The 15,045-nt window shown below is 52.1% G+C and carries 12 protein-coding genes and 3 tRNA genes; 3 read left to right on the forward strand and 12 right to left on the reverse strand.

What is annotated here, in order from left to right; genetic code table 11:
* Positions 1 to 28 precede the first annotated feature (28 nt).
* From IE073_RS03250 to tkt, 5 genes are all read right to left on the reverse strand, one after another.
* Complete coding sequence (locus IE073_RS03250) at positions 29 to 793, reverse strand: RlmE family RNA methyltransferase (protein ID WP_189581207.1); 765 nt, start codon at positions 791 to 793, stop codon at positions 29 to 31.
* Entirely contained in the window at positions 783 to 1,961 is a 1,179-nt protein-coding gene (locus tag IE073_RS03255; protein WP_189581210.1) for a Ppx/GppA phosphatase family protein, read from the reverse strand. Before IE073_RS03255 ends, IE073_RS03250 begins: the two co-directional genes overlap by 11 nt.
* A 112-nt stretch (positions 1,962 to 2,073) precedes the next feature.
* Positions 2,074 to 3,819, reverse strand: a complete 1,746-nt coding sequence (locus tag IE073_RS03260; protein WP_189581213.1) for a SulP family inorganic anion transporter — start codon at positions 3,817 to 3,819, stop codon at positions 2,074 to 2,076.
* Between the two features lie 46 nt (positions 3,820 to 3,865).
* A complete protein-coding gene (locus IE073_RS03265; RefSeq protein ID WP_189581216.1) occupies positions 3,866 to 4,294 on the reverse strand; it encodes a protein tyrosine phosphatase family protein in 429 nt (142 codons plus the stop codon).
* Positions 4,295 to 4,298: 4 nt separating this feature from the next.
* Complete coding sequence (gene tkt / locus IE073_RS03270) at positions 4,299 to 6,290, reverse strand: transketolase (RefSeq protein WP_189581219.1); 1,992 nt, start codon at positions 6,288 to 6,290, stop codon at positions 4,299 to 4,301.
* 261 nt (positions 6,291 to 6,551) lie between these two features.
* Between tkt and IE073_RS03275 the strand changes: the two genes are divergently transcribed.
* Genes IE073_RS03275 through IE073_RS03285 form a run of 3 tightly spaced genes read left to right on the forward strand, consistent with a single transcriptional unit; the run spans position 6,552 to position 9,888 of the window.
* Positions 6,552 to 7,553: a cysteine synthase A gene (locus tag IE073_RS03275; protein ID WP_189581222.1), complete on the forward strand. Its 1,002-nt coding sequence runs from the start codon at positions 6,552 to 6,554 to the stop codon at positions 7,551 to 7,553.
* A gap of 3 nt (positions 7,554 to 7,556) precedes the next feature.
* On the forward strand, positions 7,557 to 8,711 hold the full coding sequence (metC, locus tag IE073_RS03280) for a cystathionine beta-lyase (protein ID WP_189581225.1): 1,155 nt from the start codon (positions 7,557 to 7,559) through the stop codon (positions 8,709 to 8,711).
* A complete protein-coding gene (locus IE073_RS03285; RefSeq protein WP_189581228.1) occupies positions 8,695 to 9,888 on the forward strand; it encodes a glucuronyl esterase domain-containing protein in 1,194 nt (397 codons plus the stop codon). Before metC ends, IE073_RS03285 begins: the two co-directional genes overlap by 17 nt.
* Before the next feature lie 4 nt (positions 9,889 to 9,892).
* Here the strand turns inward: IE073_RS03285 and IE073_RS03290 are convergent.
* The 7 genes from IE073_RS03290 to recJ all read right to left on the reverse strand — a co-directional run bounded on the left by IE073_RS03290 (position 9,893) and on the right by recJ (position 15,002).
* A tRNA-Arg gene (locus tag IE073_RS03290) sits at positions 9,893 to 9,969 on the reverse strand.
* A gap of 13 nt (positions 9,970 to 9,982) precedes the next feature.
* Complete coding sequence (locus tag IE073_RS03295) at positions 9,983 to 10,288, reverse strand: NADH dehydrogenase ubiquinone Fe-S protein 4 (protein ID WP_189581231.1); 306 nt, start codon at positions 10,286 to 10,288, stop codon at positions 9,983 to 9,985.
* 47 nt (positions 10,289 to 10,335) lie between these two features.
* Positions 10,336 to 12,279 carry an ATP-binding protein gene (locus IE073_RS03300; RefSeq protein ID WP_189581234.1) on the reverse strand — a complete coding sequence of 648 codons (1,944 nt, stop codon included), beginning with the start codon at positions 12,277 to 12,279 and terminating at the stop codon, positions 10,336 to 10,338.
* A gap of 88 nt (positions 12,280 to 12,367) precedes the next feature.
* Positions 12,368 to 12,444: transfer RNA gene (locus tag IE073_RS03305), tRNA-Pro, on the reverse strand.
* 83 nt (positions 12,445 to 12,527) lie between these two features.
* A complete protein-coding gene (locus IE073_RS03310) occupies positions 12,528 to 12,998 on the reverse strand; it encodes a DUF192 domain-containing protein (RefSeq protein WP_189581237.1) in 471 nt (156 codons plus the stop codon).
* Between the two features lie 92 nt (positions 12,999 to 13,090).
* Positions 13,091 to 13,165 (reverse strand) — tRNA-Glu (locus IE073_RS03315).
* A gap of 67 nt (positions 13,166 to 13,232) precedes the next feature.
* Positions 13,233 to 15,002, reverse strand: a complete 1,770-nt coding sequence (gene recJ / locus IE073_RS03320; RefSeq protein ID WP_189581240.1) for a single-stranded-DNA-specific exonuclease RecJ — start codon at positions 15,000 to 15,002, stop codon at positions 13,233 to 13,235.
* Between the last annotated feature and the right edge of the window lie 43 nt (positions 15,003 to 15,045).

Genomic DNA, 15,045 nt, shown 5'->3' on the forward strand with positions numbered 1-15,045 from the left:
TACCTGCCACTTAACACAGGTGGCCCGCCTAGTCTTCGCGACCCTGCAAATTCATGGCGACTAAGTAGATTTCCGGGCTCCCTTTCCGAGAACTCTCTGGTTTAGCATGTTGCACTTTTTGGAAATTCTTTTTCAGACGCTCCAGCAAGACTTTTTCTGCGCCGCCTTGAAATACTTTCGTGACAAAATGCCCGCCGGGACGGAGCGTTTTCAACGCAAAATCAGCCGCGGCCTCAACAAGGGCGACTGTTTTCAAATGATCCGTCTGGCGATGCCCCGTGGTATTCGCAGCAAGATCAGATACGACGATATCCGGTGCCGCTCCCAACAACTTGTTGATCCGCGCAGGCGCCGTTTCGTCCATAAAGTCGAATTCAATCAAATCCGCGCCAGCGATTGGATCAACGGGCAGCAGATCAATGCCGACAACCCGGTCCGCACCGCGCTTCATGGCGATCTGCACCCAACCACCAGGTGCGCATCCCAAATCAACGACCAAGGAGCCATGCTTCAACAAACCGAATTTATCGTCCAGTTCTTCCAATTTAAACGCAGCGCGAGAGCGATAGCCTTTTTCTTTGGCCTTGCGGACATAGGGATCATTGATTTGGCGCTCGATCCAAAGTTTAGAAGATATTTTACGACCGCTCGCGGTTTTAACTTTACGATGAAGCATGCGCGTCGCGTCATCTTGTTCGGGTTTAGCCGTGACACGAGAACGCTTATCGCCTTCGGTTTTCGACCCAGACATTTTGCGTGTTGAGCGGCGATGTGTTGGGGGTTTACGCGCCATTTGGTGGCTCCGATTCTTCAGGCAATTTAGGGGCGACTGACTTAATTTGCGCTGTTTCGAGTTTTTGGGGTGTTTGGCCTTTTTGCATAAGCCCAATCAGCATCCCTTCGCGCAAACCGCGATCCGCAACACGGATCATTTTCGATGGCCACATCTCGCACAGAACATCGGTGATCGCGCATCCGGCCACAAGAAGATTTGCACGGTCTTTTCCGATACAAGGCTCCTTCGCGCGTTCAGCGAAAGTTCGAGATCCCATGTCACGCGCGACCGCGACAGCGTCTGCTGAACGCAACCACAGACCATCAACCTTTGCGCGCTGATAATACGGTAACTTCAGATGGATGCCCGCCAATGAAGTGATGGTCCCAGATGTCCCAATCAGATGCCCTCGGCCTTGCTGAAATACATTGGTGAACCGCGTTTCACAGCCCTGCTCGACGATTGTGTCGCGAACCACCGTTTTCAACGACTCATACCAAGTGGCTTTGTCATCAATTTCAGGAACACGTTCGGACAAAGTCACGACACCAATGGGAAGCGAGGCCCAGGCGCTAATAGGCGGACGATGTAGCCTATGTTCTGATTGCGCATCGCGAAGCTTTCTTACATCGACCCAAGATAACTCTGTCGACCCACCGCCAATATCGATAACCAGCGCGACATCTTTGGTCGGGTCCACAAGATTGACGCAGCCCATGACCGCTAGGCGGCTCTCGACACGCGGACTAATCACCTCAAGCGTAATACCTGTTTCAGTTTTAACCCGGTTTAGAAATTCTTCCCCATTACTGGCACGGCGGCAAGCTTCTGTCGCGACGCACCGCCAACGTTTGACACGTTTCGCTTTCATCTTGGCCGCGCAGACGGCCATGGCTTCAACGGCCGCATCCATACTTTCGTCGCTAAGACGACCTGTCGCCGCCAAGCCCTGCCCCAAGCGGACCACACGGCTATAGCTATCGACAATACGGAAACTTTCGCCCGCGTCGCGCGCGATCAAGAGGCGACAATTATTGGTTCCGAGGTCAATCGCAGCAAAATTAGGAGACTGCCGCCCGTTTGCACGATTACCGCCTCCGCTTCCGCGTTTATGTCTTGGCCGTCTCCGAGAACTCCGCCCCGTGGGCGCAGGTTGATCGGAGCCGGAATGATGCGCATCCGGCATTATAGGTCTCTCTTTTGGCCAAGGGTCGCGAAAATCGCGCGCGCACAGGGCTTCGTCTCGACACTGCTAGGGCAAAAAGACCATAGCCGTAAAGCTCTTATTCAGGTCGGCTCTAATGGATATCAATGTGGTCAGAAAATTGCGCCCAGTCTGGCTCTGGCTGCAAGGCTGTCATCGCATCATGCTGTGACAGAAAAACCCGACCATTTAGCTTGTCCAAAAAGTCGGAGCGATACATGCGTTCACGTACGGCCGATTGCATATCTGAGAGGTGAAGCTTGATTTCCAAGCCCTTTAGACGCCGATTGATTTCTTCCAGACTGGATAGCGCACTCGCATCAATATGGTTTACGCCGGAACACATCAAAACCAGATCGGTCATATCTGAGTTTTCAGACACAACCTCGGCAACGCGGTCCTCTAGGAAACGTGCGTTCGCATAATAAAGACCCTCGTCTATCCTCAAGGTTTTAACTGTTTCATCCGTTTCCACATTGAACCGATCCGCATCTCGGTAATGTTCGGTTCCAGGAAAGCGTCCGACGAGTGGCATATGTGGCGTCAGACTAACCCGAATATGAAGAACCATCGCCAGCACAACGCCCGCCAAAACACCCCACTGCACACCAAGAATGATCACGGAAAAGAATGTCGCAAGCGCTGTAATCCCGTCGGCACGGGAATAGGTCCAAGTGCGCCAGATGCTTCGGAAATCGAGCAAGTTCAAACAGGCCACAATGATAAGCGCCGATAGGACGGATAATGGCAGATTTTTCAACGCGGGCGTCAAAAATAAAGCCGTTAGCGCCATAAATCCAGCCACCATCAAACCCACCAATGGGGTCTTGCCACCAGCGGTAAAATTGACAGCAGAGCGCGACATGGACCCGTTTATCGGATACCCCCCCGTCATCCCCGCGACAGCATTCGCAGCGCCTAATCCAAGAAGCTCGCGGTTCGGATCAACCCGACCCCGTTTCCGCGCGGCGAGCTCTTGCGCGGTCGAGGTGCTATCTACAAAAGCGACAATGGCAATCACCACGGCAGGGATAAGAAGCTCTTCATACCCAACCAAAGTCAGACCTGGAAAAGAAACCGGCGGCAAACCTGCGGGCACAGAACCGACAATGGACAGGCCATACGTCTCACCAAATTTCAACAAGGTGCTTAATCCGACGAAAGCGGCGATAATCAATATGGGCGCCATGCGTGCCAAAAGCTTTGCCGTTTTGGCGCGAAAGCCAGATTTGACCAGTAAAAACGGAAGCATGCGACGAACTAACACAAACAGCATTATTGCGATGAAACCCGTCAAAACCGCCAGTGGTTTAGATTGAGGCACCTGTCGGATGAGTTCAGCGACCATGCCGAACGCTGTCCGCGAGTCCACTTGCAGACCGAGTATGTGTTTGGCTTGACTAAATATGATGAGCAGCGCAGCGCCAGTTATATAGGCCGATACCACGGGTCGCGAGACGAAGTTCATAACGAACCCTGCCTTCAAAACGCCCGCGATCATAAGCAGACCGCCCGTCAGTAACGCCAAGGCACCGGCACTCACGACCCGTGTTTCTGCAGGCAGTGTCGCAATACACGCTGCGGTCATCAGAGAAATGACGGCAGTCGGCCCGACGTTTAAATAGTTAGAAGACCCAAAGAGCACATATGCGACGAGCGGGAAAATAGACGCGTAGATTCCCAACTGTGGAGGAAGTCCCGCCAAAAAGGCGTAAGCGAGACACTGCGGGACCAGTAAGATACTTACCACAGTTGCAGCCAGAAGATCATCCGCAAAAATCGACGTTTTATAGCCTTCGAGCCAGCTATATTGTGATCTTATGGCGCGCTTCAGGCCCATAGATATGCCTTGCGACCGACTGCCCTACGATATGGGGGGCAGTGGCTCATCCAGTATTTTTTTGTTCGGCAAATTCAGTCAAAGGCGTCCGAAGCTGTTCGAGATTTATGCCGATAGCTGATATGGCATCTAGGACGCCATCGACGCCCATCTTCTCAACATGTGCAAAAGCCCAAAGGGCCGCAGACCGCATTCCTGACGCGCAAAATGCAACGATTGGCCGAGGCATCGTCTCGTAAGCCGTCACCGACGCGTCGATGAGCCCAGGTGTCAGTCCGCCCGACATTGGAATGTGATGATAGTCCACGCCGATAGTGTGAGCCGCCGCTTCCATTTCCTGCGATAGAGGTTGCAGCGGAGCTTCCATGTCAGGACGGTTATTGATGAACCCCATCACACCCTGCTCTGCCAAGGCCTGCATTTGAGCTGACAATAATTGCCCTGTTATAAAAACATCACCGGGTAGTTCTTTCATATCGCTACCCAAGTTTCGTTTTCGCAAGTTCGACAATGGCATCAGCTGTAATACCGAAGTGTTTGAACAACTCAGCGCCAGGCGCGGAAGCCCCAAACCCATTCATGCCGACGAACCCGCCTTCACGACCGATCAAACCATCCCAACCTTGGCGAATACCGGCCTCGACCGCAATCTTTGGAAGGTCCTTTCCGATGACGGAGCGGATATAGCTTTCGTCTTGCTCGAGGAATAAATCCATACAAGGGATTGAAACAACGCGCGCAGAAATGTCTTCTTTTTCGAGGCGATCGGCCGCTTCTACGGCGATATGGACCTCAGACCCAGTCGCTAAGAACACGATATCATCGGCGCCTTTACCGGGACGCAAAACATAACCGCCGCGTTCTGACATATTCCGAGAGGCGTCATCACGCAAAGCCGGCAAACCCTGACGGGTGAGCGCCATAACCGCTGGCGCAGTCTTATTTTGCAACGCGATTTCATAACATTCAGCAACTTCAAGCGCGTCAGCGGGGCGATAGGTATAGCAATTGGGAATGGCGCGCAGGCTGGCAAGATGTTCGACAGGTTGATGGGTTGGGCCATCTTCACCGACGCCAATGGAATCATGCGTGGCAACGTAAATTGTGCGGATGCCCATGAGCGCAGCCAATCGAACCGATGGACGACAATAATCCATGAATACCATGAATAAGCCGGAGTATGGGATAACGCCGCCATGCAGTGCCATACCATTCATGGCAGCGGCCATGCCGTGTTCTCGGATGCCCCAGTTGACGTACCGACCCCCGTAATTTCCAGCTTGGATCTCAACCGAAGTCACAGGCGTCTTTGTTTTATTGGATCCTTCCAAATCGGCAGAACCTGAAATCATATCGGTGAGCAACTCGGTCAGCGGTGCAAGCGCTTTACCCGAAGACGCGCGCGTAGCCATTGCTGGCATATCAGTAGCAACGCTGTCTTTATAACTCTGGAAAGCCTCGAGCCAGCCCGCATTCAGCTCGCCCGACATGGCGCGTGTGAAATCAGCAGAATTTGCGTCAGTGGCAAGGCGTTTTGCCCATTTGGAATGTTCTTCGGCGCCAGCTTTTCCAGGTTTAGCCCATTCCGCATAGACATGGTCTGGAATTTCGAACGGCGCATGCGACCATCCGCGTGCAGCACGGGTGCCAGCAATTTCTTCATCACCGAGTGGCGAACCATGTGCCTTATTCAGTCCTGCCTTCGTGGGCGCACCCTTCCCGATTGTCGTTTTGCAAGCAATCAAGGTTGGCTTGTCTGACGATTTTGCTTGGCGGAGGGCGTCAGCCACGGCGTCGCGGTCATGTCCGTCGACCGCAATCGTCTTCCAATTCGCAGCCTTAAATCGCGCAATTTGGTCTGTTGAACTTGACAGAGAAACGGGCCCATCAATGGTAATATTATTGTCGTCCCAAAGAACGGTCAGGCGGTTCAATCCTAAATGCCCAGCCAAGCCGATGGCTTCCTGACTGACCCCTTCCATCAAACATCCGTCGCCCGCGATCACATATGTATGGTGATTTACCAAATCATCGCCATAACGCGCGTTCAAATGGCGCTCGGCCAAGGCGAAACCAACAGCGTTAGAAATCCCTTGTCCCAACGGACCCGTTGTCGTCTCAACACCCGGCACATGACCGTACTCGGGATGTCCTGCTGTGATTGAACCGAGCTGACGAAAGTTCTTTATCTGATCCATTGTGACGGCTTCGTACCCTGTCAGGTGCAAAAGGCTGTAAATCAGCATCGATCCGTGACCCGCCGACAAAATAAAGCGATCGCGGTCTGCCCAATTTGGCGCTTTTGGATCGAACTTCAAAAACTGCGAAAACAAAACGGTTGCCGCATCGGCCATACCCATAGGCATACCCGGATGACCCGAGTTGGCGCGCTGAACCGCATCCATTGACAATGCGGCAATAGCATTGGCCATGTCACGGTGTTGTTCCGCAGTGAAAGTCAGGTTGGTCATACTGTGTCCAGCGTGTTGGGGCGACGACTCGCGAGGTGGTTTAAGACCTGTCACTGCCACAAAGCGGGAGGCGGCTCTACCCAGCCGAATCAGCTTTCTAATAAAACTATGGAAAAATCGCCGAAATTTGAGCCTAAATTCGTCGCCGATGAAAAAATCTGCGCGGAGACTCAGTGCACACACCTAAGATGTGGCGAATAGCGGTAGATTTTGCGGATTGGCTGCGGCAAACCTATCGCAATATTTGATGCGAGAAAGACTATGATAAAAGCCAGGAACGTCCTCGATTTGATCGGCAATACGCCTTTGCTGTACTTGCAAGACGCGTCGAAGATGACGGGCTGTGATATTTACGGAAAAGCAGAGTTTTTAAACCCTGGGCAATCGGTAAAAGATCGCGCCGCTCTTTCGATCATTCGCGCTGCCGAAAAATCTGGGGCTCTCAAACCCGGCGGCATCGTTGTTGAAGGTACCGCAGGTAATACGGGTATTGGCCTCGCGATGGTCTGTTCAGCTTTAGGCTATCGTTGTAAAATCGTAATGCCCCGTACGCAGAGTCAGGAAAAGAAGGATTCTGTCAAACTGCTTGGCGCGGAATTGATCGAAGTTGACGCAAAGCCCTATTCCGATCCGGGGAATTATATTCATGTGTCTGAGCGATTGGCGAAAGACCTGAACGACAAAGATCCAAATTCGGCAATTTGGGCCAATCAGTTTGACAATACAGCCAATCGTGACGCCCATATCCAAACCACAGGTCCAGAAATCTGGGAACAGACTGAAGGTAAAGTAGATGGCTTCATCTGCGCCGTGGGTTCCGGTGGAACAATTGGTGGGGTTTCGATGTATCTAAAGTCCCAAAATCCAGAGGTCCAAATCGGCCTAGCCGACCCCTATGGATCCAAAATGTTCGCCTATTATGAGCGCGGGGAATTGGAAAGCGAAGGCAACTCCATCACCGAGGGTATTGGGCAAGGCCGTATCACGGCAAACCTGAAGGACGTCCAGATTGACCGCCAATATCAGATTTCCGACACAGAGGCCCTGCAAATCATTTTTGAACTCAACCAACTCGAAGGTATCTGCCTTGGTGGGTCGTCAGGCATCAACGTGGCTGGCGCGATACATATGGCTCGCGAAATGGGCCCAGGGCATACGATTGTCACGATTCTTTGCGACTATGGGCAACGCTATCAGTCGAAAATATATAATCCTGAATTCCTGCGTGAGCGCGGCCTGCCCGTCCCAAATTGGATTTGTTAGCCCATGAAAAACGATCTTGAGCGGGATACCAAGTTTACGCATATGGGAAGGCCCCCAGCAGGTCTTGGCACATCTGTCAGCCATCCTGTTACCCGTGCGTCCACGCTCTTGTTCGACAAAGCCAAAGACCTCTATCGCAATGATGTTAGAGGTTATGGACGACACGGCGCGGCCGTTCACGATGCCCTTGCGGACCTGTTCACCGAATTAGAAGGTGGCATTGGCACCCTGCTCTATTCTTCTGGTTTAGCGGCGCTCACGGGCCCGATTTTATCGATCGTCAAGCCTGGCGACCACGTCCTATTGACTGATTCAACCTACGGGCCGACACGTCACTTTTGTCTTACATTTCTCGCGCGCATGGGCATCGAAACAACATTCTATGACCCACGGATTGGGGCTGGAATAGACGCGTTGATCCGAGACAATACGGCATTGATACTACTGGAAAGTCCGGGATCTCTGACTTTCGAAATCCAAGATGTTCCTGCGATTGCGAAAGTTGCAAAGGCCAAGGGCGTGACCACGCTCATCGATAACACTTGGTCGGCAGGCCTGACGCTTTCTCCTCTTTCGATGGGCGTAGATATTAGCATCCACGCCGCTACCAAGTATTTTGGCGGCCATAGCGATGTCCTGTATGGCGCAGCAATTTTTGCAGATGCCGCAAAGTTCAAACGCGCTCAAATGACGGCAAAACAATTAGGCAATGCGAGTTCACCTGATGACGCCTATCAGATTTTGCGTGGCTTTCGCACTGTTCTCCCGCGTTTCCGTCAACAAGAAGCGACCTCTCTCGCTTTAGCTCAATGGTTGATGACGCGAAACGAAGTTCAACAGGTTCTTCACCCCGCCGTCACAGACCACCCTGACCATGAAATATGGAAACGTGACTTTACGGGAGGTGGCTGCATATTCTCTGTCATTTTCAAGCCACTTTCGGAAGCCGAGGTTCTGCGTTTTATTGATGGCTTAAATCTGTTTGGAATCGGATACTCATATGGCGGGTTCGAAAGCCTCGCGATACATTGCGATCCGCAACTCAAGCGGAATTGCGCAAAGCCCCTTGAAGGTCCGCTGATACGCTTTGCCTGCGGATTAGAGGCCATGACCGACCTAAAAGATGATATAGAACAGGCTCTTGCAAAAGTTTTCTAACATCGTTCGGTTTCTTGCTTTTGCAGTTCTGCTCTGGCTTGTCATCGCTATGGGATCATGCGCACCAGCACGTACAATTTTACAGCAAGCTGATCTGTCCCCTAATCGAACTGCGTCTGCGCGGCTCGATAACCCGCCAGAGAGTTTCAAACAGCTTGAAACGGCCTTGTACGGACCATTCACACAGCCAACAGTTTTCGATCTTTCGAGTTCCAACATCCTCGCTACGGATTGGCTAAATGGAAAAGCAACGGTTGAGCAACGTATTTATGATGTGTCTCACGGACAGACGCCACAAGCGTTCGAAGTTATCGTCGTAACCCCCAATGCTTCGCCCGACGCGCCAGTCATCATCTCTCAGAATTTTTCCCCTAACCGATCCGTTATCGCGGCTGACGAGCAATCACCTCTCCCAGGCGAAAACGAAAACATGGGTTTGCTGGAGCCGGTGTTCAAATTCTTCTTCGGCCGACACATTGTAGAGCCACCCTTGGAAAATATCATAGACCGCGGCTACAGTTTCGTGGCGATGCATCCGCCTGACTATATCGCCGACAGAAGCAAAAAAGGGACAGAAGAGCTCAATCTGATTTTTGGGGAAAGGTCTGATCGTCCCGGTGCATTGACAATATGGGCGACTCTTTCAACTGCACTTGCGACAGAGCTTAAACAACAGAACCCAGATCGCCCTGTGATCGCTTACGGGCACTCCAGATATGGTAAGACAGCGCTCCTAGCGGCGGCATATGGCCAATCCATTGACGCTGCCGTATCCCATCAATCGGGGACGGCAGGCGCGTCGCTGATGCGGGACAAGACGGGTGAGAGCATCAAAGATGTCGTTCGCGGTTACCCGCACTGGCTTAGTCCTGCGGCAGCCGAATATGCTGACACACCCCGAAGCCTGCCGACCGACGCGCATGCCTTGCTCGCCGCGATCAGTCCTAAACCCATCCTGTTGGGGAATGCGCGGCGTGATGTTTGGTCAGATCCTGAGGGGGCGTTTCGTGCGGCGCAATGGGCCGCCGCAAATACGGACCAGACATTTACGTCCCAACGTTTAGATGACTTTCAACCCACAGATGACATTGCGTTTTGGACGCGGACCGGCACCCATGGCGTTGTGAAGGAAGACTGGGCGACCTTCCTCGATTTCCTCGATGCGCATTTTAAATAGAAAATGGCAGACCCAGTAGGACTCGAACCTACAACCTGCCGCTTAGAAGGCGGCTGCTCTATCCAGTTGAGCTATAGGTCCTGATATTTTGACGCTAATGCGTCCAGGGTAACTTCCGATCATAATCGAAATTTTCCGAATAGGACCGCGGAATGCGTTTGCTTTTTGGGCGATCAACGATCCGATGAGGAATACCGTTTGCCTTTGCATAGGCGACAGCATCCTCAAGAGAATCGAATCTCAACTCGAGTTGCTCTCGTGTATCTACATTCCGCGCATTGCCCGTCAACGGATCGATAATGCTGGGCTGAGCGGATTGGTATTCGAGACACCACATATCCAGATTGGCTCGACCAGATGTCATTGCTGACGCTTCGGGTTTATAGATTTTAGCAAACATAAAGACGCGATAGCGCTGGACCGACCAAGGGTCAATCCAGCGAATGATTAGATGTTCTTATGAAAAGCAGAATTTAGCATCGATTTAACGTCGGATAACGATTGTGGCCGCGTTTGAGCCGCTGCCGATTTGGCCTGCAGGCGTTCCCGCACTTGCGCGGCTAAGGCACTGGTTTGCGTGGCGGCGGTCTGCATGTGTTGTGGTTGGGCCGCCTGCGGCATACGTTTGCGCAAGGCCGCGCGCGTATCCTGCACCGTGGGCGTTCTCGGCCCCGACTGGTTTCCTTGTCCACCAGGGGTCAAACTCCGTGCCCGCCACCGCTCAAAGACCTGCGTCATGAGTTCTGGCGTCGCTACGTCGCGCTTCCACAGATCGGTAAATTGGGCGCTTGAACTATGCGGACGATATTCAGCAGGCAACGTATTGAGGATCACGCGCATAGGCAAATTCACTGATTCGCCGAACACCATCGTCTCCGCAGTCCCAAGCGAGGGCAGAAATGAGAGCAACTCTGCTGCACCATCTGGAACGGCAGCACGAACAAAATTTTGATCCAACTCGTTAGACAGACGCATAGAAAAAATTGTCGAACATTGTGAAAGCGTGGAAGGTTCCAGTTCGGATGGGCGTTGGGAGACAATCGCGAGAGACACCCCATATTTACGGCCTTCTTTCGCAATTCTGGAAATAATCCGGCGCGTCGAGTTAAACCCAAGTCCCCGATCACGCGGGATGTAGCGATGCGCTTCTTCGCAGACCAATAAAATAGGAAGTTGCCGCTCTGACCATGTCGCGAGTTCAAATGCGAGACGGCTCACCACAGAAACCACGATATTCAGCGCTTCAGATGGAATGCCGGAGAAATCCAAACATGAAATCGGCTTGCCATTCACTGGTAAGCGAAAAATCCGCCCTACGATATCCTCGATCGGGCGCGGTGAGGCTTGGTTCTTAAATACAAACTGATAGCGAGGATCAGCAATTAATGTGGCGATGCGGCGTCTTAGCCGCTTATAAGGTGCCAAATTATTGGAGTTTTCCAACTTCCCCATTTCATGATCGATAAGCTTAGCGACATCGCGGATGCGGTAAGGCACTGGACTATCCAACGAAATATGGGTCGCGCGTTGAAGCTCCGATTCAACGTCATCCAACTTCACTTGGCTACTGACGTCGCCATTTTGAACAGATCGATCATAGAGACGCTTTGCCTTCAGCAAAACATCATGAAGTATCTCGGTTTCTTCGCGGGCTTGGTCTTCAATTTCTGAACACAACAATTCGCACGTTTCAACAAAATCAAAGATCCACAGAGGTAGGTCGAGGGAATCCTGATCAATGACCTCCGCCCGATTACCAAAACTCTTTGAATACTCATTGTGCGGATCAAACAGAACAACATGTCCCATCGGGTTTTCCTTCAGGATCGCCTGAAGAACGAGCGCAACCGTACAGGATTTCCCTGACCCCGTGGAGCCGATGATCGCAAAATGCTTTGAGAGTAGATCATCAACGCGGACCTTCGCGACAATTGAGCTGTCCTGCTGAAGGCGTCCAACCTCAATACAGGCCTCGCCTTCTCGATTAAAAATTAAAGTAAGCTCAGCCGGAGACATATTATAGACGGCCTCGCCTAAGACCGGGAAAGACCGAACTCCGCGGAAGAACTTCGTCTCACGTGTTGTCTCATTGGTTGTGATTTCGCCCATGATGTTCAATTGCGCGAGACAGCCATCCGACATGCCTTCATCGTCAGCGGCGCCAATCTTGAGCGACCCTACCATAGCGACAACAATGGATTTGCTCGTCACAATTTTTAGGATTGTGCCAATTTGGGCGAGTTGGAGCTGATTGTTCCGAATTATGGACTTGTTTATTGAGATTGTCGCAACAGATGAGCCGACGTTACGAATGCGGCCGATTTCGACTTGTTTGAACGCTTTTGCACGTTCGAGCGGTACGACGCGCTTTGACTGATCTGAAATGCTCATAGATGTTTTCCCAACGACAGGGACACATCTAACGCAAATGGCTTATCAAAGCCTTACGTTGCTCAATCAAAATATATGGGAAAAACCGTGGTCGGGGCGGCAAGATTCGAACTTGCGACCCCCTGTTCCCAAAACAGGTGCGCTACCAGGCTGCGCTACGCCCCGATCACGGTGGAGCGCTAAGTAGCGCGACCGCCGTAAAAGGCAAGTAAAGAGTTCAAGGAAATTCAGTTCTTTGTGTATTTATCTCAGTTACCAAAAAACGGGTGTTTGATTGTATCGCCAGGGCGGATGCCGCGAGCCTTCGCTTCGCCGCCCTTCAATTCGACAACCGCCGCAACAACGGCCTCCGAGGACGCGCTCCGCAGAGTGTAGGGCGTGTGAGAATGTTCTATTTTCAGAATTTTGCCATTTGATCGGACGAATAAGATATCCAAGGGAATGGATGTATTTTTCATCCAAATGGTTGCGATCTTCGGCTCATCGAACTCAAATATCATTCCTGTATCTGGATCCATAGAATCACGGAACATCATGCCGCGCGCTTGTTGCGCCAGAGTTTTCGCCTCATCTACCATGAACGCGTGGTCACCCTGCTCCGTTACAATCGTCAGGGGTTTAGGAGCGCCAAAATCGACAACATCATTTCGGGACGTCTGTGCAAACACAGGTGCCGCCAATAGCGCGAACGTAATGGATAGTGAGATAAGACGTTTCATGGCGCAGACATACAGTCCGACTGGCATGGATGTAAATTACAAATGCAAAGGATATACAGCGCCGAAAGCGCACCACGCGCTTGTTTACTGAATGGCAGTCCCTAGGGGAATCGAACCCCTCTTTCCAGGTTGAAAACCTGGCGTCCTAACCGATAGACGAAGGGACCGCATCAGTCAGTGGAGCGCGATATATAGACGGATTTCCAACCTTGCAAGTGGCTTTTATATGAAAAATCAGTCTTCTACTGCAGCCAGATCAGACAAATGAAAATCAATACGGGTCCGACCCTGCCAAACGTTGGGTTTTAGGAGGCCCAAAGCGTGAAAACGGGTATTTCCAGCCGTCAGAAGGACTTCATCCAGTCTTGATTCGCCAGCCCTGAAACAAATGCCTGATATAGTTGCTCCCCCAGAATCGGTTAGAGAGAATCTCACGTGATCCCCTTTCGTCCGTTTGGCGAATGTCACCCGCACATCGGAGAACGCAAAAACAGGTTGGGGATTGCCTGCACCGTAAGGACCAACACGTTCGACCAGGTCCATCAGCCCCTCGCTAACGGCGGATAAACCCAAAACGTAGTCCACCCGCGACGAATCCTTGCTCAAGGCTTCCATTACATCTTCACCGAGCTCACCAGCCATAAAGGCGCGGAGATTATCGATTTGCGCTGGGTCCATAGAGAGCCCCCCCGCCATAGCGTGTCCACCACCGGAGATAAGCAAGCCGGCCTCAGCCGCTGCGGAGATCGCACTTCCTAAATCAACACCATTGATGGATCGGCCAGACCCTTTCGCGACCGGGGGATTCGCATCATTGTCAATTCCAATGACGATTGATGGTTTTCGGAAACGGTCTTTCAGCCGGCCCGCCACAATCCCGATGATTCCTGGGTGCCAATCTTCCATCGCAACAATAATCACAGCCTCATCTTTTTGAGTCTGCGCCGCGTCCAAGGCTTCATTGAGGATATGATCTTGCATTTTACGTCGCTGCGCATTGACGCGGTCTAGCTCTGCTGCGTGAGCGTAGGCTTCTTGAGAGTCCTCAGTCGAAAGCAATCGCGCACCCATATCGGCGCGTCCGATTCGGCCTCCAGCATTGATTCGTGGACCCAATACAAATCCTGCATGATAGGTCGTAAAAGGGGGCTCAGCACTGGCAACATCTGCGAGCGCTTGCACCCCAATGTTCTTATTTGACGACAGAACCTTCAATCCTTGACGGACAATAGCTCGATTTAAGCCGCGCAATGGCACTACATCGCAAATCGTCCCCAAAGCCGTCAGGCCTAGGAGCGATTTCAGGTCGACGGAATTCTCCAGGCCCCGCGCCCGCGCCTCACGCTGCAAGGCAACAAGCAACATGAATGTCACGCCGGCAGCCGCGAGGTGGCCTTGGCAAGACCCATCATCTTGGCGATTCGGATTAACGAGCGCCAAGGCAGGCGGCGGCGTATCGCCCATCAAATGATGATCAACCACGATAACGGGCAGAGCGATTTGATCAGCGTGTTCTAACGCGGCCTGAGCCGCAGCACCACAGTCCAATGTGATAACCAGGTCCGTTTGCTCAGCTTTCAGTTGGTCGAAAGCAGCAATAGACGGACCGTATCCCTCTTTGACGCGATCAGGAACGTAGAGGCCGAAGCTGTAGCCTAAACCCCTACCCCAACGAATCAATTGGGCCGCCGACGTCCCACCATCAACGTCATAATCCGAAAATAGCGTCACGGTCTTATTGTCCGCGATATGATCGAGGATCAGCGCTGCAGCTTTGTCGACATCTTTGAGGCTAGACGGATTAGGCAGACTGTTTCGTAATGTGGGCGACAGAAAAACTTCCGTTTCGTCGGCAGTTACACCCCGTCCCAAGAGGAGAGCCGCTTGAAGCAGAGGCAAACCGGTGTCCGACGCGTAAGACTCAAGTGCCTCTGGATCATACCGAAATGTCCACTTACGTTGACGGATCGAGCTCCGCACATTCAAACAAAGTCTATCAGTCATGAGTTGCCTAGGTCGCTTCGTAAGCGACATTATCGAATTTATT

The organism is Litorimonas cladophorae (genome assembly GCF_014652455.1).
GTDB lineage: Bacteria > Pseudomonadota > Alphaproteobacteria > Caulobacterales > Maricaulaceae > Litorimonas > Litorimonas cladophorae.